We start from the raw sequence: 24,317 nt of genomic DNA, 5'->3' as shown, positions 1-24,317 counted from the left end.
CTCTAACATGGTCCAATAAGCGGATTGACCTTCCTTCACTTCTACTATAAAAAAAATAGTAGCACAAACCATGGCCTTGGTCTGTACTACTAATGTTAGTATGTTTTTAATCACTGGTTACTAAATTAAGGATAAGAAGCGTCATAAGAATTTACATCCCTATTGACACTTAATTTTGTGTTTACAATATAATTTGTCCTTTAAATATCTTGTCATTTCTGGTCTTACATCTCTGTAAAAGGTATAAACAATCCTTATGTGAAAGGGAAATGGCATTCGTCAATTCGTACGCCATTTCTGATGTCAATTTACCATTATGCACCTCAAAACGGATGGTTTAGATTTCTCTGGACTGGGTTTCTTTTGTACTTATACTAATACATTAGAATTCGTATTTACTTTTTGATAATTAAGTGCAGCTAACCCAAGAGTTTTCGCAGCAATGAGCATCGCTTTTTCATTAATATCAAATTTCGGATGGTGATGCGGATATGCCGTTTCTACACCTTGAGGTTTTGCTCCTGTAAAGAAGAAGGTACCTGGAACCTTTTGGAGGTAATAAGCAAAATCTTCTCCCCCCATATGTGGTTCTGTTTCTTCAACTGTAGTGACTTCAGGTACACTTTCAGCAATTTGAGCGAGAAAATCAGTTTCCTCTTTATGGTTTACCACAGCAGGATAGCCACGTTCAAAAGTATATTCATAGGAACTGTCAGAACTATAGCAGGTTCCTTTAGTGACTTTTTCTATTTCAGCTTCAATATCGGAACGAACTTTTTCATTGAAAGTACGAACCGTACCAATCAATTTAGCACTGTCGGCGATTACGTTAAAAGCATTATCAGCTACAAAAGAACCAACCGTTACAACGGCAGAGTCAATCGGATTTACTCTTCGACTGACGATTTGTTGTAGGTTCATAACAAGCTGAGAAGCGATGACGATAGAATCCTTTGTTGTGTGAGGGGCAGCTCCATGACCACCTCTACCTTGGATTTTAATTACAAATCTATCTGAAGCAGCCATAATTGGTCCAACACGGTATTGAATTTTCCCAGTCGGTTCAGTTGCCCATAAATGCGTACCGAAAATCACATCTACGCCATTTAAACACCCATCTTGAATCATGGATACTGCACCACCTGGCGCATATTCCTCGGCATGCTGGTGGATCATAACATAATTTCCTTCTAATTCCTCACGATTTTCGTGAAGCACCTTCGCTAAAACGAGAAGAGTTGCTGTATGACCATCATGACCACAAGCATGCATCACACCTGGTACTAATGATTTATAAGGAACATCTTTTTGGTCATGAATAGGCAGAGCATCAAAGTCTGCACGTAGGGCAACTGTCTTACCAGGCTTTCCACCATAAATTTTAGCTACAACACCATTACCGCCAACATTTCCTCTTACTTCTACACCTAGTTTTTCGTAAAATGATTTTATGTAATTAGCCGTTTGTACCTCTTTAAATGAAAGTTCAGGATGCTGGTGTAGGTATCGACGAATCTCAACCATTTCTTCATAATGGTTTTCTAAGCTTTCCAATATTCTATTATACATCTTATACACTCTCCCTTTTAAAAATTGAATATACTTAAAATTATATCATTTATTGTATATACTAGTGTTATTAAAAATAAATATCGTACTTTTGGAGGGGAAAATGAACAAACGTGTAGAAAAGCAATTATTTATTTTTAGCTTATTGGCAGGGGTCATAGGAGTATATCTACTATATTTAGTAACATCATCGGAGGCTTTATGGATTGATAAAGCAATTGCCTCTGTGTTTGTCACTTCCAATGATAGCATCCTTACACTTTTCGGTTATTTTACAGAGTTAGGGTCTAAAATTGGCATCGGTGCGGTGGCGCTATTATCGCTATTAGTTCTTTGGTTAACAAAAAAGGACTATATAGCAATGGCAACAATTGCCCTTGCTGTAGCGTTAGGAAATGAAGTAAATAAGCTTTTAAAAAATTGGATTGGTAGGGAAAGGCCCGATTTAGAGCATTTAGATGAAGTTGCATCATTAAGTTTTCCGAGTGGACATGCCATGGTTGGAATAATCCTTTATATGCTTATTGCCTATTTTTTAGTTAAATACATTTCCTCAAAAAAAGGGAAGTGGATTGCGGCAATTGCTTGTACGCTTATTATTTTATTACTTGGTTTGAGTAGAATCATCTTACATGTGCACTACCCAACTGATGTCATTGGTGGATATGCCTTTGGATTTATCTGGGGCTTTTTATGGATTTTGATTTATGAAATGGTAAAAGAATGGTTGAAAAAGAAGGCATAATTAAATCACCAAAAAACTAGATGGAGCTAAAAACTCCATCCAGTTTTCTTATCACATTAAAAACATGGCTACAATGGTAGTGACGATTAGTCCAATCGTTACTGGCAATAGATTTCTTCTTGCTAATTCAAATACATCTACGTTACAAATGGCGGCAACTGGGATGATTGCCCATGGTACTAATGTGCCTCCACCGACCCAAATCGCAGATATTTGACCTAAAGCGGTTAATGTTGCTGCACCAGATCCAAGTGCAGTTGCGAATAGAGTTGCTACCGAACCTGCAAGTGAAATTCCTGAAAAGCCTGATCCATCTAGTCCCGTAATAGCTCCTACTGAAGTTAAAGTGATAGCAGCTACTTGTTCACTTAATGGTACAACATGTGCTAACGCAACACCTAAGTCATTAACAATTCCTTGTGAAGCTTGAGGTAAATATTCTCCAATAATTTTTGCAAAACCTGAATCACCTAAATAGAAGAAGGCCGCGATTGGAATAACTGGTCCAAACACTTTAAATCCAAACTGAAATCCGTCAATTAAATAGGTTGTCGTTTTTTCAAGACCTTTATTTTTATGAGTTATAAGAGTAATTAAGATTAGTATAAATATGGACGTACCTCCGATAAGTGCAGTGGCATCTCCGCCTTGGAGCTTTAAGATGGACATAGCTGCTACATCCAGTCCGAATAAAACTGGAATTAATAAAGCAAAGAACCGTTTTTGATTTAATGTTAAAAGAGAAGAATCTTCCCCTGTTACGCCTAACATAGCGTTACCTTCTAAGCTCTCTACTTTTAAAATACCTCTTTTCATATCCCGTTTCAAAAAGTAAAATGCAACGATTGTTGTAACAATACCCATTGTAAATACAAGTGGAATACTAGCTTGAATTACCTCGCTTACTGGTAAACCAGCAGCATCAGCTGTGAGTTTAGGAGCTGCTTGAATAATAAAATCTCCTGATAAAGCAATCCCGTGTCCGAACAAGTTCATAGCAACGGCAACGCCTAAAGCTGGTAAGCCTACTCGTATTGCGACCGGTAATAATACGGCACCTAATAGAGCAACTGCCGGAGAAGGCCAGAAAAACCAAGAAATAACCATCATTAAAATGCCGATTACCCAATAAGCCATTGAAGCATTCCGGATTAGCTTGGAGAAAGGAGAAATCATAACATCGTTGATACCTGTTGAAGTTAAGATTCTACTCATTGCAACAATGATTGATATAACCAATATGGTAGATAACAGCTCTGTAATGGCAAATATAAAACTATTAAAAATGCTGCTGACCGATTGGCTAAGCGATCCAGTGGCAGTTATAGCTAGTAAAAAGATACCAATAATACAAATAAGGGAAGTATCTCTCCTCATCACCATGAAACCAATGATTAAAAAGATAAAGACTACGTATATCCAATGTAGAGCAATTAATTCAACCCCCATTTAAAGCCCTCCTCTTTTCCGAGTTCGATTTGGGCATTCGCCCTTTCGGATGTATTACAGAATATGAAATTCAAAGAGTTTGGTGAGAGGAATTTTGTTCAAAAATCCTCCTTAAGACGGATATAAAAGCATGCTCTGGAATGTCCCTTTTGGATGAAAATAAGATAAAATTAAGGCAAGGATTATTTAACAAAGGGATTTTTATTTTGATAGAGAATTGTAAGGATAGGAAAGAGGGGATTAAGCTTTGCGTCAATCTGTTAATCAATTCATTTTTGCTGCGATACTACTGTTTCTCGGTATTTTTCTATTATTGATGAATATTGGAGTCATTTCCTTGGAAATAAAAGAAGTAATTGTCGAATTTTATCCTTTTTTCTTCCTTTTGGTAAGCTTTCTGCTAATGATAAAAGCTTTTAAAGGACATAAAAAGGGAAGCTTGTTTTGGTGGTTCTTCTACTTTTCTTTTTCAATAATGCTTTGTTTAGATCGATTAAAATTAATCACGTTTCATGCTGGTGATTTTTGGAGACTTTGGCCGGTAGTATTCATTTATTTCGGATTAATCCTTTTAATAAAAAAGGATAAAGTAAAAATATATTTTAAATCGGATGTTCCGCCTGATGTTTTGATAATAAATGACGACGAAGATGAAGAGCATGAGTCGAATGTCACTTCAACTATTTCGGGGAAAAAAATGAAAAGCTTTTCGATAGGTGATGTCGAATTTAAAAAATCAAATTGGTCGCTAGAGCCAATGAATTTACGCAATTCAATTGGTGATTATTTTATTGATTTTAGTAAAGCTTACATTCCCGAAAAAGAAACGCCCATTGTTGTTCAAGGGTGGATTGGTGATGTGAAAATGATTGTTCCAGACGATGTTCCGGTGAAGGTTGAAGCAAAGGTGAAAATAGGTGATATTCGTATTTTTGACCTTAGGTCGAGTGAGTTAAATCGACAGTTGATTTTTGAGACACCTGGATATAATGAGGCAATAAAAAAATTAAACATTACGATTGAGCTAAAGATTGGTTCAGTTCGAATTGACCAAGCATAGGAGACAAGAATATGAAAGAATTATATAAACGTTTTTGGTTTTTTCACAGTTTCATTATGTCTGGATTCTTAAGTGCATTAATTTTCTTTGTTGGCTTACAAGTTTATTTATTAGTATCTAGAAAACCGGTTATTTCAATTGAAATAACCTTTTGGTTGTTTTTCTATATTTTAATTATACAGTTAATAGTAGGTGGCTATTTTGGAGTAAAGAATAGCACCTATTTAAAGGGGCTTTTTGGAGATATTCATTTATTTATTTCAGGGTTAAAAAGTGGAAAGCTTTCCGAGAGGATGAATAAATCTAATCAGCAAGAGATTGGGCCAATTGTTGATGAATTAAATCAACTTGCTTTATTTTTAGAAGAACAAGCTTTTAATTTGCAACGAATGGCAGATGAGAAGGTTACTTTAGCTCAAACCGCTCATACTGCTGCCGTCATGGAAGAGAGGCAAAGACTTGCTCGTGATTTACATGATGTCGTCAGCCAACAATTGTTTGCTCTGAGTATGTTGTCATCTGCAACTTTGAGATTAGTAGATAAGCAGCCAGAAAAGGTAAAGGAACAAATTGAACAAATTGCTGAGATTGCTATTAAAGCCCAGGGGGAAATGAGATCCTTATTACTTCATTTAAGGCCAATTGAACTTTCAGAGGACTCTTTATGTGAAGGTATCATTAAATTAATTGTTGAATTAAAAGATAAAACGAATCTTGAATTTCAGGCAAGTATTGATGAAATTGAACATATTTCAAAGGCAGCAGAAGAACATCTATTCAGAATCGTCCAAGAGGCGCTCTCGAATATTTTACGCCACGCTGAAGCAAGTCGAGTAAAAATAACCTTGACGGAACGAGAAAATGATATCTATTTGTATATTAGTGATAATGGTAAAGGATTCGACCCTTCAAAAGAAAAAATTACATCATATGGACTGAAAACAATGCGTGAGCGGTGTGAAGAAATTGGTGGTAGCTTTAATATTCGTTCAAAAGAAAAGGAAGGTACATATATAGATATAAGGATCTTTAAAAAGGGGAGAAAATAATGGGGAAAATTAAAGTAGTGGTCGTTGACGACCATGACATGGTACGAAAGGGAATCATCTCGTACCTATTAACAGAGTCTAATATAGAAGTAATCGGTGAAGCAAGAAGTGGCAATGAGGGTGTTCAACTTGTCAAAAAGGTGAAGCCTGATATCGTACTGATGGATTTACTCATGGAAAATGGAAATGGCATCATGGCTACAAAAGAAATATTAAGTTTTCAGCCCAATTGTAAAGTGATCATCATAACAAGCTATTATGATGATCAACAAGTTTTTCCTGCATTAGAAGCCGGTGCCTTCAGTTACTTGTTAAAAACAGCCTCTGCCAACGAAATTGTTCAAGCTATTTATAAAGCTATACAAGGAGAAACAATTATTGAACCGAAAGTGGCCAATAAAATGTTAAATCGTTTTCGAACTAGTGAGCGGAAGCCACATGATGATCTTACGGAAAGAGAATTAGATGTTTTAAAGTGCTTAGGCGAAGGGATGACGAATCAAGAAATCAGTGAGGAATTATTTATTGGGGTTAAAACAGTCAAAACACATGTTAGTAATATCCTAAGTAAATTAAGTGTGTCAGATCGAACCCAAGCAGCAGTTTATGCTAATCGCAACGGGATTCTTAAAGGCAAAGGTTAATTAGTCAACATTGAATCGATAAAACTCGATTTGTGTTTCCTTTACTCGGCTAGGAAAGCGCAAAAGCTTTACAGTGCTATAGGGGTGCTTGCGCTTTCTTATTTTGTGTTTAATAACAGTTAAAGGCAATTTTTTATTAAGCATGTTTACATTCAAACTATTATCCTACTCTTGATAGAAAATTGTAAGTTGAACCTATTCGTTGCTATACTTATCTTAGTGAAATAGTAGTAGGTCATCTTGATAATTATTATCTTATTATTTCTCTGTCTAAAAAATATTCTATGAATTTTAGAAGGAAAGGAAAGATATGCTATGTCGCAATTTAAACAAAAATTTGATGAATGGCTCCAGAAAAACATTTCTGAAGAGAAAAATCACAGGAGGCGTGAAATCCTCGAAAAAGGCTTGGGGTATGGGACGGTGGAATTCCTTCGAGTGATCTGGTTTCCAATTGTAGGGAATTTTGAACATTTGTATCCAGAATGGGAGGTAAGAGACTTCAATAATGGCTATCGTTACCTCGATCTTGCATACATGCCAGGGGCTGCAAAAGGTGGAATCGAAATTCAAGGATATGGACCCCATGCTAGAGATCTTGATGTCCGGCGATTCAAGGATTTATGTTGGAGACAATCTTTGTTGGCACTCGATGACTGGACGTTCCTCACGATAGCCTATTTGTCTATTAAGGATGAACCTAAACAATGCCAACAGCTAGTGTTAGCTTTTATTGGTAAATTCCTTTCCACTGATGTACCTTCGCAATTGACTTGGCTTGAAGCTGAAGTTGTACGATTTGCGAGTCGGACACTTCGTCCAATTACTCCTCTTGAGCTGGCTAGTCATCTTAGGATATGTGATCGTCATGCTAGACGGATATTACATAAACTTGTTAGTTTAAACGTTCTATCCATTGCTAGCGGAACAGAGCGAGCACGGACATTTAAACTCCAAAAAGAACTCAATCCTCGACTATGAACGGACCCAGAATCCGTTATTTCCGTAAAAGAACTTCAAATAATGTTGTATTAGGACCCAGAATCCGTTATTTCTCCAAAATCATGTAAAACAATTCCTATTTACCACAATAACGGAACCTTAGTCCGTAAACTCTAAAAACAATGCCTAATTACTTAGATAACGGAACTATAGTCCGCAAACTGAATTTTTTCTACGATTCGGATAATTCTATAATTGAAAATATCAAATTTTCGATTTGAACGAACAGAGAATCCGTTATGTCCCCAAAACACACTTCAATTACTGGTGGTTTAAGGTCCAGAATCCGTTATTTGCCCAAATATATAAAACTAACACACATTTTAACACATTAACGGAACCATATTCCGTACATGTCTAAATCAAGACTTATATACTAACATAACCGAACCATTGTCCTAAACGAATAGTTGTTTTACCTATTGCCACTAATAAAACGACATTAGCGATGCTAATGCCGTTTTTTATAAAGTTTGGAGTATAGGGTGCTTGAATTTTATTTATATCCTAAATCCATAGCATTTATTACTTCTTCGGCAAAGTCAACTGTATCTCGATCCCATAGAAGTGTTGATTTTATTCCTTAATAAAGTAAGTAGAAATATACGGGTTTGAAGAAAATAAATTAGCAGTTGTAGTGACACCGAGGTTACTCTTATCCATTGAAAAAGCTTCGTTATATGTTTTTGTCATTTGCCAAGTCTTGAATGCAAGCTCATTCTCCCATATCGTTAAGATGATATAGACATTAGATTTTAGTGGTCTCAACATACGAATGCTGTTCATACCTAATCCAAGCAGTTTCTTAATATGATGTTCAAATAGTGGTTTTCCTTCCTCCGTAATAGGTACATGGTTTAAGGCTACAAATCCTTTTTCCGGAATAGGCCCATTCGATTCAAAGACTTCATAATTTCTCGAGGTTTTAAAAACAGTTACTCCATTTGTTTCATGGAGTAGAAGTGCATGCTCCATGTTTTCCATAAGTAAAAAGGAGTCATTTGGGTGTTTTTCTTTGATTATTCTTAGAAATTCATACGTCCCTGTAGTGATATAAATATACATTTTATCATCCTCCTAAAAAGTGTCTCTATTGACGAATATCCAAATTTTGCGGATTTAAGAACTTAATTACGACTATTTAGTGACAATTGATAGTGTAATCTATACATATGTAGTGAAAAACAGCTATATTTGATACAAACCATGTGTTTAGTTTCTATTTTATTCAGATATATATTACAATGAAAAACAGACATGTTTTGAAAGGGGATTATTTTTAATGAGTAGACAAATAAATGAAACATTTTTGAAAGCAGCTAGAGGAGAAGCAACAGACTATGTACCTGTATGGTATATGCGTCAAGCGGGACGGTCACAACCAGAATATCGTGCCATTAAAGAAAAGTATTCTTTATTTGAAATTACTCATCAGCCTGAGCTATGTGCTTATGTAACAAAGCTACCTGTTGATCAATATAACGTGGATGCTGCCATTCTTTACAAAGATATTATGACACCACTTCCAGCTCTAGGTGTAGATGTGGAAATTAAATCAGGTATTGGACCTGTTATTGATAACCCTATTCGCTCATTAGCCGATGTGGAAAAATTAGGGGAAATCAATCCCGAACAGGATGTTGCTTACGTACTTGATACCATTAAGATTTTAACACAGGAGCAATTATCAGTACCATTAATCGGTTTTGCAGGAGCACCGTTCACGCTTGCGAGTTATATGATCGAAGGCGGACCGTCTAAAAATTATAATAAAACAAAAGCATTCATGTATGCAGAACCAAAAGCATGGTTTGCTCTTATGGATAAATTAGCTGAAATGACGATTACATATGTAAAGTCACAGGTAAAGGCAGGCGCAAGAGCTGTACAAATTTTTGACTCTTGGGTTGGTGCATTGAATGTGGAAGATTATCGTTATTTTATTAAGCCGACGATGGAACGTATTTTCACGGGCTTAAGAGAAGAAAATGTTCCTTTAATTATGTTTGGTGTAGGTGCGAGTCATTTAGCTTTAGAGTGGAATGATCTTCCGATAGATGTAGTGGGGTTAGATTGGCGTTTACCAATTAGCCAAGCTAGGGAAATGGGAATTACGAAAACGGTTCAAGGTAACTTAGACCCTGCTATTTTACTTGCTCCGTGGGAAGTAATTGAAGAAAGAGCTAAAGCCATTTTAGATCAAGGTATGGCTACACCAGGATATATCTTTAACCTAGGTCATGGTGTATTCCCATCAGTGGATCCAGCCGTGTTAAAAAGGCTTACCACTTTTGTTCATGAGTATTCTGCTTCTAAGCTTAATAAATAAATACACCACTTTTTCTAGTTGAAATAGTATTTACATTGGTAATTTTGAAGTTTTTTTGGCAAAATTAATGTTTGTAGACAAGAAAAATGAGGTGTAACAATGGCAAAAAAGAAAATGGGCTTGCTCGTTATGGCGTACGGAACACCATATAAAGAGGAAGATATAGAAAGATATTATACACATATTCGTCATGGTCGTAAGCCTTCTGAAGAAATGGTAGAAGATCTAAGAGGACGTTATGAAGCAATTGGTGGAATTTCTCCGTTAGCTACAATTACATTAGATCAGGCTAAGAGTTTAGAAGAGTTTTTAAACAGAAACCAAGATGAAATCGAATTTAAAATGTATCTTGGCTTAAAGCATATTGAACCATTTATTGAAGATGCTGTTAAGGAAATGCATCAGGATGGAATAAATGAGGCAGTAAGTATAGTTTTAGCTCCACATTTCTCTACCTTTAGTGTCAAAGCTTATAACGGAAGAGCAAAAGAAGAGGCTGAAAAATTAGGTGGACCGACTATTCATTCAGTAGAGACTTGGTACCTTGAACCTAAATTTATTGAGTATTGGGTTGAAAAGGTAAAGGAAGCCTTTGAGGAAATGACTGCTGAGGAGAAAGTAGACGCCGCGTTAATTGTGTCTGCCCATAGTTTGCCTGAAAAAATCCTTTTATCAGGTGACCCTTATCCAGATCAGCTTCAGGAAACAGCAGATTTAGTTGCTAAAGGTGCTGGGGTTCAAAATTATTATGTTGGCTGGCAAAGTGCTGGGAATACTCCAGAGCCTTGGCTTGGACCTGATGTTCAAGATTTAACAAGAGACCTGTACAATCAATATGGATATAAAGCATTTGTTTATACTCCAGTTGGGTTTGTTTCTGACCATCTTGAAGTTTTATATGACAATGATACAGAGTGTAAGGTTGTGACAGATGAGGTAGGTGCAAGTTATTATCGCCCAGAAATGCCAAATTCACATCCTAAATTTATCGAAGCAATGGCTTCTGCAATAAATAAATTACTTAAATAAAACCTTCAATCAGTGGGAGCTATCGCCCACTGATTGTTTTAAAATGAGAAATTATAAAGAAGGCGATGACAATGGAGGATATAAAAAAAGTAGTGGTGATAGGTGGAGGTATTACAGGGCTTACCACTGCATTTTACTTGCAACAGGAAGCGCGTGAAAACAATTTGCCCATAGAAGTTAATCTAATTGAAGCCTCCCATCGTCTTGGTGGGAAGATGCAAACGGTCGTCCAGGATGGTTTTACGATTGAAAGAGGTCCCGATTCTTTTTTAGCGAGAAAACAAAGCATGTCCAGACTTGTAAAAGCAGTTGGCATGGAGGATAAGCTTGTTAGAAATACAGCAGGGAAATCTTTTGTTTTAGTGAATCAACGACTTTTTCCAATGCCTGGTGGTTCAATCATGGGAATACCGACTCAAATTGCTCCTTTTGTGGCGACAGGGTTGTTTTCAGTGCCAGGAAAGCTTCGTGCTGCCGCTGATTTTGTGTTGCCTCGATCAAGTAAAAAAGAAGACCAAGCTCTAGGTGAATTTTTTCGGAGAAGGTTTGGGGATGAGGTTGTAGAAAATCTGATTGAGCCACTTCTTTCTGGAATTTATGCAGGTGATATCGATCAATTAAGTCTCATGTCTACCTTCCCACAATTTTATCAAGTGGAACAAAAATATCGTAGTTTAATTTTAGGAATGCGTAAATCAACTCCTGCTCCGCCTAAGTCTTCTGAGAAGAAAGAAAGCGGTATTTTCCTTACCTTATCAACAGGACTTCAGTCATTAGCTGATCGAATTGAGGAATTGCTCGAGCCTCAATCTGTCTATAAAGGGTCTAAAGTTGAGCAAGTACACCAGAATGGTAAAGATAAGTATGTGGTTGAATTAAATAGTGGACATATTATTCATGCGGATAGTATTGTCGTGTGCGTGGGACATCAAATAACTCAATCTATGTTTTCGAATTTTGAATTTTTTAACGTTTTTAAAGAAATGCCTTCAACATCGGTTGCGAATGTCGCAATGGCATTTCCGAAAGAAGCGATTGAAAAAGATATTGAGGGAACAGGCTTTGTTGTTTCTAGAAATAGTGATTATACGATTACTGCTTGTACTTGGACACATAAAAAATGGCCACATTCCACTCCGCAGGATAAAGTATTGTTAAGATGTTATGTTGGCCGTTCAGGTGATGAGGCAATCGTTGATCTATCTGATGATCAAATTACGAAGATTGTTTTAGATGATTTAAATAAAACAATGAATATTACAATGGAACCTGACTTCACCATCGTCTCTCGTTGGAAGAACTCCATGCCACAATATACGGTTGGTCATAAAAAACGGATTGAAACGGTTAAACAATCTGTTCAAAAGGAATTACCAGGTGTCTTCTTAGCCGGATCTTCTTTTGAAGGAATAGGGCTTCCAGACTGTGTAGACCAAGGTGAAGCAGCGGTGAAGAGTGTATTAGATTATTTAAATATTAAAGAGTCAGTTCTAAATCGATAATCGGTAGTGGGGGTAACTAAATTGTTGCCCTTTTTTGACTTGATTTTATTAAGTAGAAATGATATATTTTAAAACGTAAACTAAATGACTGAAATGTTCATATGGTCAATAAATGAGGTGAAACATGTCAATCGACCGAAAACAATTGATACTAGAAGCAGCCTCTAAATCCTTTACGATGTTTGGATACAAAGCAACAACGATGGATCAAGTGGCAAAGCTAGCGAATGTAGGGAAGGGAACCATTTACACTTTCTTTAAAAATAAAGAAGAACTGTTTGATGAAATTATTAAAGGTTTAGTGCGAGAGATGAAAGTTGCAGCGGAGGAGTCCTATGATGAATCAAAATCCTTCTACGAGAATGTCCATCGTTCGTTAATGCGTGTATTAGAATTTCGCAAAGAACATCAATTAACAATCAAGCTTTTTCAAGAAGAAAAAGAAATGGGAACACCAGCTGTAACAGAAGTAATCGGGACACTTGAAAAGGTAGTCATAACCTTTATTAAGGATAGGGTTGTTCAAGCTATTGAGCGTGGGGATATAACGGACTGTGACCCAGAATTAACAGCATTTGTGATGCTGAAGCTGTATATCGCACTTATTTTTGATTGGGAAAAGAATCATAAACCATTGGAGAAAGAACAAATATTAAGCTTATTTCAGAAATATATATTTGATGGATTATCCAGGTAGGAAAATCCATTCTTTTTTACTCAAAAGTGACCAAATGGACAAATTAGTCATTCAGAACATAATGGAGGAAATATGTTATGAAAAATTTATTCAAAAAAGAATTAATGGCAATTATTAAAAGCAAAAAGCTTTTAATTTCAATTGTAGCTGTTCTATTTATTCCAGTATTATATAGTGGAATGTTTTTATGGGCATTTTGGGACCCTTATGAACATTTAAGTGATTTACCTGTTGCAATCGTTAATAATGACAATGGCGCTGATTTTGAGAATGAAAAACTGTTACTCGGAAATGAACTTGTCGATAAATTAAGAGAAAGCAATGACTTTCAGTATATTTTTGTAGATAATGACAAAGGAATGCAAGGGTTAAAGAATCAGAAATATTATATGCTAGTTGAAATACCTGATAATTTTTCAGAAAATGCGACAACATTAATGGATGAAAATCCGCAGAAATTAGAACTCATTTACAAACCTAATGAAAGCTATAACTTTTTGTCAGCCCAAATAGGTTCAACGGCTATTGAAAAAATCAAAGCTTCGTTATCAGAAAAAATTACGACAACGTATTCAGAGACCATTTTTGAAAAACTAACAGATCTTTCTTCTGGTTTAACAGATGCAAGTGAAGGAGCAACTAAACTATACGAAGGCTCTCAACGTCTTCAATCAGGTTCAGCTGATTTACAAAAAGGTCTTGCTTTGTTAGCGGGAAAATCGATTGAGTTTAATGAGGGAGTATCAAAAATTGATTCTGGGTCAAAAGAATTGAACTCTGGTATTAGTAAATTAACAGAAGGAATGAGTCTGTTGGATGCTAATTATCAGAAGCTTGAAGCTGCTTCTTCCAAGCTTGTTCAAGGGAGTAGTAGATTGGAAGACGGTCTTAATAGTGCCGTTTTAGGCATCAATCAATTAAAAAGTAAAACCCCTGATTTAGTTGCAGGAACAGAACAATTAGAAGCAGGTGCAAACCAATTAAGCGCAGCTATGAATCAATGGCAAACTGGTGTGGAAGCAACTGCATCAGGTGCTAAGAAGGTAAACGTTGGATTAAACACTTTGAATGAGCAAATTGAGAGTATAGTAGCGAACAATCCAGCAATCCCAGTAGAACAAAAAGCAGCTTTACAAATGACGATTAAACAAATCTTGGCAGGTAGTGAGCAAGTGGCTGGTGGTACTACTGAATTATCTGTAGGTGCAATGAAGCTTGATCAAGGTGCTGAGGTACTGGCAAGCAATTTAACTAAACTAAAGCAAGGTGAATTACAGTTAGTACAAGGAGTAAATAAACTAGCAAATGGTTCTACCCAGTTAAACGAGGGTTTAAGCGAGTTTGTAACCGGTCAACATCAATTCCATGATGGAGTAACCTTTTTTGGAACAAAATTAACAGAAGCAAAAAATGGTTCAAATGAACTAGCCTCAGGTTCAAAGGATCTTTCAAATGGGTTAGACAAGCTAACGGATGGTTCAGAGGCATTAACTGCTGGGGTAGCAAAAATTAAGGATGGGTCAGATCAACTAAATGAGGGTAATGCGGATCTATCATCTGGTGCTAAAACATTAGCTAACGGTCTTTCCGATGGTTCTGAAAAAATTTCAAAATTTAAACCGACAGAAAAAACAAGTGAAATGATAGGCAATCCTGTAGTGATTAATAATAAAAAAATCAATGAAGTACCTAACTATGGTACTGGGTTTGCTCCCTATTTCTTATCTTTAGGTTTATTTGTAGGAGCGTTATTATTGTCTATCGTCTTCCCGTTAAAAGAACCAGTTGATGTTCCAAAAAATAGCTGGAGTTGGTTTATGAGCAAATTTGGTATCCTTGCAATTGTTGGTATCATTCAAGCTCTAGTGGCTACAAGTTTACTTCTTTTTGGACTAGATTTACAGGTGGAAAGTGTACCGTTATTTCTACTTTTTTCAACTATTACAAGCTTGACGTTTATTGCGCTCATTCAATTACTTGTTACAACTTTAGGTGATCCAGGTCGTTTTATCGCTATTATCATTCTAATTTTACAATTAACGACAAGTGCTGGTACCTTCCCACTTGAGTTAATTCCAAATGCCTTACAACCAATAAGTGCAATTCTTCCAATGACTTATTCTGTTAGCGGCCTAAAAGCAGTTATATCAAGTGGTGATTTTAGCTTTATGTGGCATAATATGGCGATTTTAGCAGGCTATTTAAGTACCTTTATGCTTTTAACATTTGGCTATTTCCACTTTAAACATAAGCGTCAATTTGAAATTTTAGTTAGTGAAAGTTAACCACAAAAAAACCAGTCGTCCTTGGGCGGCTGGTTATCCATTTATCAGCATATTAATTTTTGATTTCTGTAACCCCAAGGCATTTGTCGCATTTGTCACCATAGCATTCATGTTGTTCTTCAACAATTTCTCCACATTTACTACATAATTTTGGCGGAAGATTTTTAAAGAATTCTGTTACGTTCTCTAGCATTTGGATGACCTCCGTTATTTGGGATGTAGAATCTCTACACTTATATTTTATTACAGAATGAATCTGTTTAGACACTAGTGATAGGAACATTTTGTGAACGATGGAGCGTGAAAAATGTCGATAAATCGGATATAGTAAAATAGTACATAATTCGGTTATTTGGAGGCGTCTAATGAAGCTAACAATTATTGGTTTTTGGGGTGGCTATCCGAAGAAGAATGAAGCAAGTTCAGGATATCTCCTTGAGCATAATGGCTATCGCTTATTAGTTGATTGTGGAAGTGGAGTTCTATCTAAGATGTCTAATTTTGTGGAACCAGAGGAGCTGGATGCGGTGATTTTATCACATTATCACCCTGACCATATTGCAGATATTGGTGTGCTTCAGCATGCGAGACTTATTCAAGGTTTTTTAGGAAAGAGTTTTGGAACACTCCCCATTTTTGGACACCATTTTAATCAACCTGAGTTTGACAAGCTAACCTATAAAAATATTACAACTGGTGTTGCTTTCAATACAGCTCAATCACAATCGATTGGTCCGTTTGAGGTCAGTTTCTTACGAACGAATCATCCAGTAGAATGTTATGCGATGCGGTTTGAAGTGGATGGGAAGGTAGTTGTGTATACTGCCGATACATCTTTTAAACAAGAGTTGATAGATTTTAGTCGCGGAGCCAATGCATTGCTTTGTGAATGTAATTTTTATGAAGGGCAAAATGGGGAGGGGGCTGGACATATGACAAGTATTGATGCAGGTAGGTTAGCACATCAAGCCAATGTAAAACAGCTTATTCTCACTCATCTGCCTCACTATGGTGAATTGACCAAGTTAGAAGAAGAAGCTCGTACAAAGTATGAAGGTCCCATTTCACTTGCAAGTGAAGGGTTAACTATCGAATTATAAGGGAGAGGTAAAGATGTTATTTATCGACAACAAAGGAATTACAGATCCACGAATTAATTTAGCGATTGAAGAGTACGCCTTAAAAAACTTAGATATAAATGAAACGTATCTTCTTTTTTACATAAATGAACCTTCTATCATTATCGGGAAAAATCAAAATACTGTGGAAGAGATTAATACTGATTATGTAGAAAGCAATGGAATCAAAGTTGTTCGAAGGCTTTCTGGTGGTGGAGCGGTTTATCACGACTTGGGGAACTTGAATTTTAGTTTCATTACGAAGGATGATGGAGAGAGCTTTCATAATTTTAGGAAGTTTACAGAACCTGTGATTGCAGCCCTGCAAAAGCTCGGTGTTAATGCTGAGTTAAGTGGAAGAAACGATATTTTAGCAGAAGGAAGAAAAATTTCAGGAAATGCACAATTTTCAACAAAAGGTAGAATGTTTAGTCATGGCACTTTATTATTTGATTCAGAAATAGAGCATGTTGTGTCTGCATTAAGGGTTAAACAAGATAAAATCGAATCGAAGGGAATTAAATCCATTCGAAGCCGTGTGGCGAACATTTCTGAATTCCTTTCTGATTCAATGGATATACAACAGTTCCGTAGTCATTTGCTGAAAAATATCTTCTCCGAGTCCAATGACATTCCAGAGTATGTGTTAACAGAGGAAGACTGGAGTAAGATTCACGAGCTTTCAAAGGAACGCTATCAAAATTGGGACTGGAACTATGGAAAATCACCAAAATTCAATTCCCAGCATTCACACCGTTTTCCTGTAGGATCAATAGACGTCCGTCTTGAAGTTAATAAGGGTATTATTGAAAGCTGCAAAATCTACGGTGACTTCTTTGGCGTGGGTGATGTTAGCGAAATCGAAACACTATTAACAGGACAAAAATACGAAAAAGCCACCATAGAACAAGCATTACAAGAAGCAAACATCCCACACTACTTCGGCAACATAACAAAAGAAGACTTCATCAATTTAATCTATTAACGCAGTGGGGGACAGTCCCCAACTGGTTTAACGCGTAAAAGCACTGGGGTGACTGACTGTCCCGCAGTGCTTTTCTGCGTTAAAATTGAGAATTTCACTTAAAGGAAAATTTGAAAAAGTAGAGAATTACATACTATAGCTTTATGAAAAGGGGAAGAGTTAGTTGGATAATATATTATTTGAGTACAGAGACCATATAGCTTTTGTCACGATTAATCGGGAGGATGCACTTAATGCCTTTAATTATGATACCTTAAAGGAATTACAAGATACCGTTGAAAAAATACGAGTTAACCCAGCAGTTCGAATCGTAATTTTTACAGGTGCCGGAGATAAAGCATTTAGTGTTGGGGCTGATTTAAAGGAAAGAAAGTCATTAAGCAATGAGGAAGTAAAACGTAATATTTATAAAATTAATGAGGTTTTTAATACAATTGACCAATTGCCGCAACCAACCATTGCCCTGATGAACGGATACGCATTCGGTGGAGGAATGGAGCTTGCATTAGCATGTGATTTCAGAATTGTAGCTGAAAAGACTGTTTTAGGGCTTACCGAAACAAGTTTAGCGATCATACCTGGTGCAGGTGGAACACAAAGACTTCCACGGTTAATCGGACAAGCTAAAGCGTTGGAGTTAATTTTAACGGCAAGACGAATTCCTTCTGAAGATGCATACCAATTCGGATTAGTTACTCAAGTAGTGCCACGCGAAAAATTAATCGATACAGCTGTAGAATGGGCGAATATGATCCTTCAAAATGGTCCAATTGGCGTTCAACAAGCTAAATTTGCAATTAAGCAAGGAATGAATGCAGATTTAGCTACGGGGCTGCAAATTGAGCGGAAAGCTTACGAAGTGACGATTCCAACTGAGGATCGCATTGAAGCGTTGCAAGCTTTCAGTGAGAAGCGGAAGCCTGTGTTTAGAGGAAAATAGAGTTAATTTGAAGTGAAAACAAAGCGGGAGCACACGAAAATTCCGATGGTGGAGTCACGTGTGCTTTTTAGTTGTTTTTTTATGGGAATATGCCATTCAATGGTCGATGAAGGACAAAACGTATTCAAGTAGCAGTCAAAATGTCCTTCATGAGGTCGATGAAGGACAAAACGGTTGCAAACAGCAGGCAAAATGTCCTTCATAAGGTCGATGAAGGACAAAATGTGTTCAAACAGCAGTCAAAATGTCCTTCATAGGTTGATGAAGGACAAAACGTATTCAAGTAGTAGTCAAAATGTCCTTCAATTCATCTAAGGTAAAAAAAAACAAACAAGAGACCCAAATAAAGGGTCTCTTACCTCAAAAACCAACGATTAAAGATTTTGCTGGTTTCTAAGGTGCTGTTCCGCCAATGCAACTAGACGCTTTGTCATTTCGCCTCCGACAGAACCGTTTGCTCGTGCGGTCGTATCTGCACCTAGTTGAACTCCAAACTCATTGGCGATTTCTTCCTTCATCTGATTTAAAACATTTTCAGCTCCAGGTACCAAAAGTTTGTTTCTGGCCATGATACATCACTCCCGACGATCGTTTTTGAGCAATAAAATTGCTCCTTTTTAAGGTATCCAGTTTAATCAATTAGAATTCACTTTTATACCTGAAACAAGTTTTTAAGAAAAGCTGGGTTCAATAAAAGGTATTTAATAGGTAATGCAGAATTTATTAATCAAACATTTTATCTATATAATAGTCTACGAGGTAAGAATATATGGACAAAAACACATATGGTCAACTAAAGAATGCAATAGTATCACATTATAACGGTAAAACCGAAACGTTACTAAAACTATCAGGTGGGTTTCAAAATGACGTATTTGAATTTCATGACGGTCAGGACACACGAATCCTTAGAGTTACATCAAGTACAAGTCGAAGTAAGGAAGCGATTCAAAGTGAACTAGATTTTATTGAAAACCTATCCTCAAATGGGATAGGAGTTTTGATTCCAATCCAATCCAGTCAAGGTAACTTTATTGAGGAAATCTACATTCAAGGAGGTACTTTTTACTTAACTTCTTTTTCAAAAGCAGTGGGTCAGTTAGTCGATGTTAGTGATCCAAAGGATTGGAATCAAGGGTTTTTCCAGTATTGGGGAAGGACAATGGGGAAAATGCATTTCTTAACCAAATTGGGGAATGAAAGGTTTAAAGCCTATAATAGACCTAGTTGGAGCGGTCAGGACGCTGAAACATCGCTGTTCTTATCTACGATTAGTGAGCAAGCAAGTGGAGCGTTTGAAAAGATAATAAAAAGTATCGACGCACTACCACGTAGTCAGCACTCCTACGGTTTGATTCATAATGATTTTCACCAAGGAAATTTCTTTGTCCATGAAGGTGATATGACGATTTTTGATTTTGATGATTGCTCGTTTAGTTGGTTTGCGCAGGATATCGCCGCATCATATTACCATGCTGTTTGGCAAAATAGTTCATTTAATCCTAACTTTAAAAACTTTCCAATGGAATTCATTCAAAGCTTTTTGGAAGGCTATTGTCAAGAAAATGAGTTAAAAAAGGAAATACTAGAACAAGTCCCTTTGTTTTTAAAGTTGCGTGAGTTTTTTTTACTAAACCTCTTTTATAAAAAATGGGACACTCAAAATCTTCTAGAATGGCAATCCTATACCTTGAAGGACCTCCAATTTCGTATTGAAAATGAAATACCATACACAGATGTACCTTTCAATTCCTTATAAAAAATAGTCCTTGCCACTTATGCTGGCAAGGACCACTTCGAAATTTACGCATTCACATTCCCAAGCACACCATTTGTTGCGGTCATGGCTATAATGACACAGCCCCACATATGCTTGTAAGCAGTTATCATATCATCACACGTAAAGCTAATTTTCCGTGGAGCTATTAATGTTACCGAAGGAATAGTCGTCGTCATTAATGCTTGATTTGTAGCTTTAAATTCTAATTCAAAGGTAACGGGACCATCAACTTTTAAAGGTGAAAATTGTGGAATTCTTTTAACAGCTAGTTCAGCTTTTTCTTGAATCAACCCACGCGCCTTTTCAGGATGGATTAATTCGGCAGCAAATCGATCAATTCCTCTTTTTACGATAGCAGCTTCTACCTCTGGTAAAGTTTCACGGACTTCTGCTACATAAGCATCATCCCCAGATATAAAGATGGCTGGAACGTCGAAATCACCAGCAACCATCGCATTCATTTCTGTTTCTCCAACGACTTTTCCATTAATTTTCATTTCATTGACACAAATTCCAGCGAGTGTATGACTAATGACTGTTCTTTCAGATCCATTCTCTCGTCCATGATGACCGACAAACATGATAGCATCAAAACTATCATCTAAACCTTCAAGTTGGCACATTACTCGATTGCTTCCTTGAATTAGAAGTGCCCGTGGATCTAAGTCTTCTATCAATATATTAGACATATTTCCATGACCATCAGCCACAACTACCTCTGTAGCACCCCCATTAAATGCACCTACGATTGCCGCGTTTACGTCCTGTGTCATTAATTTACGAAAGCGTTGATACTCACTTGGCGTTTTTAATTGTTGGTTGGTGGCTACTCCTGAAATACCTTCTATATCTGCGGAAATAAAAATTTTCATCCTGTATACCTCTTTCAAAATAGTAATTTAAATATATTAATTAAATAATAGGTTGATTATTCAAAAGTTTCAAGTAATAGAGTTAATCTTTTGGGTGATTGTAGTTTTATAAAAATAATTATTGAAAATTTTCTAAAAATATATTGCCTAAAATAATGTTTTGTTGATATACTTTAGTGCATAAAAGCTTAAAAGCGTTTAAGCGCAAAAGAGAATTACTAGGGGGATATTATAGTGAAAAAGAGTCTTAAGAGTTTAGCTGTATTAGGTTTAGTTGGTACCGTTCTTTTGAGTGGCTGTGGAACAGAAAAAAGTGGAGCAACAGGTGATTCGAAAGAAGCCAAAGATTTTACAATCGGCGTAACTCAAATTGTTGAGCACCCTTCCTTAGATGCTGCCTTTGACGGTTTTAAAAAGGCGTTAGAGGATCAAGGGGTAGCAGCAGAATATGATATTCAAATCGCTCAAGGCGATCAAAATAATAATCAAACCATCGCAAATAATTTTGTTGGAGATGCAGTGGATCTAATATTTGCGAATTCGACACCGAGTGCCTTAAGTGCTTTAAACGCTACGAAGGATATACCTATTGTTTTCACTTCCGTTACGGATGCTGTTGGGACTGGATTAGTAGAATCAATGGATAATCCAACTGGAAACGTTACTGGTACAACGGATACACATCCTGATGCGATTCCAAATGTTGTTCAATTTCTGAAAGATTACTATCCAAATAGTACAGTTGGAATGATTTATAATTCGGGAGAACAAAACTCAATTGCTCAAATAGACTTAGTTAAAAATGCCTTGAACAATACTGGATTAAAGTTAAAGGAAGCAACGGTTTCAACATCATCTGAAGTAAAGCAAGCAGCTGAATCGCTCATTGGCAAAGCCGATGTCTTGTATATCATTACGGATAATACTGTAGTTTCTGCTTTAGAGTCGGTTGTTCAAGTAAGTAATGATAACGATATTCCATTGTTCGTAGGGGAACTGGATTCAGTTAAACGTGGTGGCTTTGCCGCATATGGATTTGATTACTTTGATATCGGATATGAAGCAGGCGAAATGGCAGCTAAAATTTTGAAAGATGGTAAACAACCATCCGAGCTACCTGTCCAATATCCAAAAAAACTAAAACTCCAACTGAACAAAACAGCAGCGCAAGAAATGAACATCAAATGGAAAGAAGAATGGAATAACATAGCAGAAATCATAGAATAAACCCACATTAACGCAGTGAAGGACTGGGGGACAGTCCCCACACGCTTCACCGCGTTGCTTCACTGGGGGACTGTCCCCCAGTGCTTTGCAGTGGTAAAGGAAGGGTTGTTGACATCATGCAGATTGCGATTTTTGGGGCTTTTGAGGCTGGGGTTATTTATGCGATTATGGCTTTGGGAGTTTATTTGTCTTTTAGAATATTAGATTTTCCTGATTTAACGGTGGATGGTAGTTTTGTTACGGGTGCAGCGGTAGCTGCGATTTTGATTGTTGAAGGGGTTAATCCAATCTTGGCGACTTTGGCCGCCCTTCTAGCCGGTTTTATCGCAGGGTGTTTGACAGGATTGCTTCACACGAAAGGAAAAATCAATCCATTATTATCGGGTATCCTCATGATGATTGCACTATATTCCATTAATCTGAGAATTATGGGTAAATCCAATGTGCCTCTCCTACAAGAGGAAACGTTAATGACATCCATTTCAAACGGATGGAAAAGTCTTGGTCTAGATGAATCTATTCAAGCTATTCTTGCTACTATTGGACTATCAAGCTTCATTCCGAAAACCTGGGCAATCGCCATCATTATGAGTGTCTTGGTACTATTATTAAAGTTAGCCTTAGATTGGTTTTTAAAGACTGAAATTGGTCTTAGCATAAGAGCAACAGGTGATAATGAAACAATGATTAGAAGCTTTGCCGCTAATACGGACTCCTTGAAAATTATAGGGCTAGGAATGTCAAACGCGCTTGTGGCATGTTCAGGTGCTCTAATTGCCCAGTATAACGGATTTAGTGATGTTGGAATGGGAATCGGAATGATTGTCATTGGTCTTGCGTCGGTTATTATCGGGGAAGCGGTATTTGGTGCAAAGACGATTGTAAGAGCAACATTAGCAGTGATCGGAGGGGCCATTCTCTACCGTATTATTGTTACTCTTGCCTTAAGAGTCGACTTTTTAGAAACAGGCGATATGAAAATGATTACCGCTTTTATCGTCATTTGTGCCCTTGTTATCCCAAAAATGTGGGGACAGTTTAAAGAAAAACGTAGTAAGAAAAAGCGATTACTAGCATCTCAACAAAAAAAAACTTCTATAAAGGATCGAGGTGAGACGCTTGCTTAAGTTAAATCAAATTTATAAGGTTTTTAATGAAGGAACAATGGATGAAAAAATTGCCTTAAATCATCTGAACTTATCGATGAATCAAGGTGATTTTGTAACCATCATTGGTAGTAACGGTGCGGGTAAGTCAACATTATTAAATTTAATTGCGGGTAAGCTTATCCCGGATTTAGGTGAAGTAATTGTTGCCGATAAAAATTTAACTCAAGCTAGTGAACATAAACGCTCACGATTAATTGGTAGAGTTTTTCAAGACCCAATGGCTGGAACAGCGCCAACTTTAACGATTGAAGAAAACTTAGCCATTGCATACGGAAGGACGCATCGCAGAGGTTTCTCTCTAGGTGTTACGAAAAAAAGAAAATCCTTTTTTAAAGAGAAGCTTGAATCACTACAGCTTAATTTAGAAAATCGCTTATCAGCAAAGGTTGGGCTATTATCTGGTGGTGAAAGGCAGGCTTTATCGCTTTTAATGGCCACATTTACAGAGCCAAGCATTCTTTTATTAGATGAACATACAGCCGCACTTGATCCATCAAGAGCGGAGCTTATTACAGCTTTAACAAAGAAAATAGTTGAAGAAAATAACCTAACGGCGCTTATGGTTACCCACAATATGCAGCAAGCGATTGATTTAGGAAATCGTTTAATCATGATGGACCGCGGTGAAATTATTTTTGAAGCGGACCAGGACCGGAAAAAAGGGCTTACAGTTGAAGAATTACTAAAAGAGTTCCAACAAATTCGTGGTGGCACGATGACTGATCGAGCGGTATTGGCATAATAATGCAAAGGGAGTGGTCATTTAAATGATTAACTCCTTTTTGTATGGAATTTCCATTCAATTTGGTTGTGAATACAGAAAATGGTTTGTATAATAAATTATTAATCTACTAAGCTTGATTATG

At 36.8% G+C, this 24,317-nt stretch carries 24 protein-coding genes; 18 read left to right on the top strand and 6 right to left on the bottom strand.

Going from position 1 to position 24,317, the window contains the following annotated elements; translation table 11 throughout:
• Window positions 1–369: 369 nt before the first annotated feature.
• Window positions 370–1,569, bottom strand: a complete 1,200-nt coding sequence (locus LRP83_RS15080) for a M20 family metallopeptidase (protein WP_230497509.1) — start codon at window positions 1,567–1,569, stop codon at window positions 370–372.
• Window positions 1,570–1,672: 103 nt separating this feature from the next.
• Here LRP83_RS15080 and LRP83_RS15075 point away from each other — a divergent pair, with 103 nt between their 5' ends.
• On the top strand, window positions 1,673–2,314 hold the full coding sequence (locus LRP83_RS15075) for a phosphatase PAP2 family protein (RefSeq protein WP_230497508.1): 642 nt from the start codon (window positions 1,673–1,675) through the stop codon (window positions 2,312–2,314).
• A 51-nt stretch (window positions 2,315–2,365) separates the two neighbouring features.
• Here LRP83_RS15075 and LRP83_RS15070 read toward each other — a convergent pair whose 3' ends face one another.
• Complete coding sequence (locus tag LRP83_RS15070) at window positions 2,366–3,763, bottom strand: hypothetical protein (protein WP_230497507.1); 1,398 nt, start codon at window positions 3,761–3,763, stop codon at window positions 2,366–2,368.
• Between the two features lie 247 nt (window positions 3,764–4,010).
• On the opposite strand from LRP83_RS15070, the gene liaF reads away from it, so the two are divergent.
• The 4 genes from liaF to LRP83_RS15050 all read left to right on the top strand — a co-directional run bounded on the left by liaF (window position 4,011) and on the right by LRP83_RS15050 (window position 7,497).
• The gene (liaF, locus tag LRP83_RS15065) at window positions 4,011–4,823 is read left to right on the top strand and encodes a cell wall-active antibiotics response protein LiaF (RefSeq protein WP_230497506.1); all 813 of its coding nucleotides are present in this window, start codon (window positions 4,011–4,013) and stop codon (window positions 4,821–4,823) included.
• A gap of 11 nt (window positions 4,824–4,834) precedes the next feature.
• Window positions 4,835–5,872 carry a sensor histidine kinase gene (locus tag LRP83_RS15060; RefSeq protein ID WP_230497505.1) on the top strand — a complete coding sequence of 346 codons (1,038 nt, stop codon included), beginning with the start codon at window positions 4,835–4,837 and terminating at the stop codon, window positions 5,870–5,872.
• Window positions 5,872–6,516 (top strand): response regulator, encoded by a 645-nt coding sequence (locus tag LRP83_RS15055; RefSeq protein ID WP_230497504.1) that lies wholly within the window; start codon window positions 5,872–5,874, stop codon window positions 6,514–6,516. Before LRP83_RS15060 ends, LRP83_RS15055 begins: the two co-directional genes overlap by 1 nt.
• Before the next feature lie 315 nt (window positions 6,517–6,831).
• The gene (locus LRP83_RS15050) at window positions 6,832–7,497 is read left to right on the top strand and encodes a transcriptional regulator (RefSeq protein ID WP_230497503.1); all 666 of its coding nucleotides are present in this window, start codon (window positions 6,832–6,834) and stop codon (window positions 7,495–7,497) included.
• Between the two features lie 597 nt (window positions 7,498–8,094).
• On the opposite strand, the gene LRP83_RS15045 is transcribed toward LRP83_RS15050, so the two are convergent.
• The gene (locus LRP83_RS15045) at window positions 8,095–8,583 is read right to left on the bottom strand and encodes an antibiotic biosynthesis monooxygenase family protein (protein ID WP_230497502.1); all 489 of its coding nucleotides are present in this window, start codon (window positions 8,581–8,583) and stop codon (window positions 8,095–8,097) included.
• 217 nt (window positions 8,584–8,800) lie between these two features.
• On the opposite strand from LRP83_RS15045, the gene hemE reads away from it, so the two are divergent.
• The 5 genes from hemE (at window position 8,801) to LRP83_RS15020 (ending at window position 15,360) form a co-directional block, all read left to right on the top strand.
• Window positions 8,801–9,847, top strand: coding sequence for a uroporphyrinogen decarboxylase (gene hemE / locus LRP83_RS15040; RefSeq protein ID WP_230497501.1), 1,047 nt, complete (start codon window positions 8,801–8,803; stop codon window positions 9,845–9,847).
• Between the two features lie 99 nt (window positions 9,848–9,946).
• Complete coding sequence (gene hemH / locus LRP83_RS15035) at window positions 9,947–10,876, top strand: ferrochelatase (RefSeq protein WP_230497500.1); 930 nt, start codon at window positions 9,947–9,949, stop codon at window positions 10,874–10,876.
• A gap of 71 nt (window positions 10,877–10,947) precedes the next feature.
• Window positions 10,948–12,378, top strand: coding sequence for a protoporphyrinogen oxidase (hemY, locus tag LRP83_RS15030; RefSeq protein ID WP_230497499.1), 1,431 nt, complete (start codon window positions 10,948–10,950; stop codon window positions 12,376–12,378).
• Between the two features lie 124 nt (window positions 12,379–12,502).
• The gene (locus LRP83_RS15025; protein ID WP_230497498.1) at window positions 12,503–13,075 is read left to right on the top strand and encodes a TetR/AcrR family transcriptional regulator; all 573 of its coding nucleotides are present in this window, start codon (window positions 12,503–12,505) and stop codon (window positions 13,073–13,075) included.
• A 77-nt stretch (window positions 13,076–13,152) separates the two neighbouring features.
• Window positions 13,153–15,360, top strand: coding sequence for a YhgE/Pip domain-containing protein (locus LRP83_RS15020; RefSeq protein ID WP_230497497.1), 2,208 nt, complete (start codon window positions 13,153–13,155; stop codon window positions 15,358–15,360).
• Window positions 15,361–15,412: 52 nt separating this feature from the next.
• On the opposite strand, the gene yhfH is transcribed toward LRP83_RS15020, so the two are convergent.
• Window positions 15,413–15,553 (bottom strand): protein YhfH, encoded by a 141-nt coding sequence (gene yhfH / locus LRP83_RS15015; RefSeq protein WP_230497496.1) that lies wholly within the window; start codon window positions 15,551–15,553, stop codon window positions 15,413–15,415.
• Between the two features lie 172 nt (window positions 15,554–15,725).
• Here yhfH and LRP83_RS15010 point away from each other — a divergent pair, with 172 nt between their 5' ends.
• The 4 genes from LRP83_RS15010 to LRP83_RS14995 all read left to right on the top strand — a co-directional run bounded on the left by LRP83_RS15010 (window position 15,726) and on the right by LRP83_RS14995 (window position 18,608).
• Window positions 15,726–16,460, top strand: coding sequence for an MBL fold metallo-hydrolase (locus LRP83_RS15010; protein WP_230497495.1), 735 nt, complete (start codon window positions 15,726–15,728; stop codon window positions 16,458–16,460).
• Between the two features lie 13 nt (window positions 16,461–16,473).
• Window positions 16,474–17,463, top strand: a complete 990-nt coding sequence (gene lplA / locus LRP83_RS15005; RefSeq protein ID WP_230497494.1) for a lipoate--protein ligase — start codon at window positions 16,474–16,476, stop codon at window positions 17,461–17,463.
• A gap of 163 nt (window positions 17,464–17,626) precedes the next feature.
• Window positions 17,627–18,403, top strand: coding sequence for an enoyl-CoA hydratase-related protein (locus LRP83_RS15000; protein ID WP_230497493.1), 777 nt, complete (start codon window positions 17,627–17,629; stop codon window positions 18,401–18,403).
• Window positions 18,404–18,461: 58 nt separating this feature from the next.
• On the top strand, window positions 18,462–18,608 hold the full coding sequence (locus LRP83_RS14995) for a hypothetical protein (RefSeq protein WP_230497492.1): 147 nt from the start codon (window positions 18,462–18,464) through the stop codon (window positions 18,606–18,608).
• Between the two features lie 169 nt (window positions 18,609–18,777).
• Here LRP83_RS14995 and LRP83_RS14990 read toward each other — a convergent pair whose 3' ends face one another.
• Window positions 18,778–18,972: an alpha/beta-type small acid-soluble spore protein gene (locus LRP83_RS14990; protein WP_230497491.1), complete on the bottom strand. Its 195-nt coding sequence runs from the start codon at window positions 18,970–18,972 to the stop codon at window positions 18,778–18,780.
• A 200-nt stretch (window positions 18,973–19,172) separates the two neighbouring features.
• Here LRP83_RS14990 and LRP83_RS14985 point away from each other — a divergent pair, with 200 nt between their 5' ends.
• Complete coding sequence (locus tag LRP83_RS14985; RefSeq protein WP_230497490.1) at window positions 19,173–20,162, top strand: phosphotransferase enzyme family protein; 990 nt, start codon at window positions 19,173–19,175, stop codon at window positions 20,160–20,162.
• Window positions 20,163–20,206: 44 nt separating this feature from the next.
• On the opposite strand, the gene LRP83_RS14980 is transcribed toward LRP83_RS14985, so the two are convergent.
• Window positions 20,207–21,055 (bottom strand): M55 family metallopeptidase, encoded by an 849-nt coding sequence (locus LRP83_RS14980; RefSeq protein WP_230497489.1) that lies wholly within the window; start codon window positions 21,053–21,055, stop codon window positions 20,207–20,209.
• Window positions 21,056–21,289: 234 nt separating this feature from the next.
• Between LRP83_RS14980 and LRP83_RS14975 the strand changes: the two genes are divergently transcribed.
• From LRP83_RS14975 to LRP83_RS14965, 3 genes are all read left to right on the top strand, one after another.
• A complete protein-coding gene (locus tag LRP83_RS14975; protein WP_230497488.1) occupies window positions 21,290–22,282 on the top strand; it encodes an ABC transporter substrate-binding protein in 993 nt (330 codons plus the stop codon).
• A gap of 116 nt (window positions 22,283–22,398) precedes the next feature.
• The gene (locus tag LRP83_RS14970) at window positions 22,399–23,409 is read left to right on the top strand and encodes an ABC transporter permease (RefSeq protein ID WP_230497515.1); all 1,011 of its coding nucleotides are present in this window, start codon (window positions 22,399–22,401) and stop codon (window positions 23,407–23,409) included.
• Window positions 23,402–24,193, top strand: a complete 792-nt coding sequence (locus tag LRP83_RS14965) for an ABC transporter ATP-binding protein (RefSeq protein WP_230497487.1) — start codon at window positions 23,402–23,404, stop codon at window positions 24,191–24,193. The genes LRP83_RS14970 and LRP83_RS14965 overlap by 8 nt, the downstream gene beginning before the upstream one ends.
• Window positions 24,194–24,317: the final 124 nt, after the last annotated feature.

Source organism: Pseudoneobacillus rhizosphaerae (assembly GCF_917563885.1).
Lineage (GTDB): Bacteria > Bacillota > Bacilli > Bacillales > Cytobacillaceae > Pseudoneobacillus > Pseudoneobacillus rhizosphaerae.
Note: the sequence above shows the minus strand (reverse complement) of the source record. Positions and strands in the feature narration are given on the sequence as shown.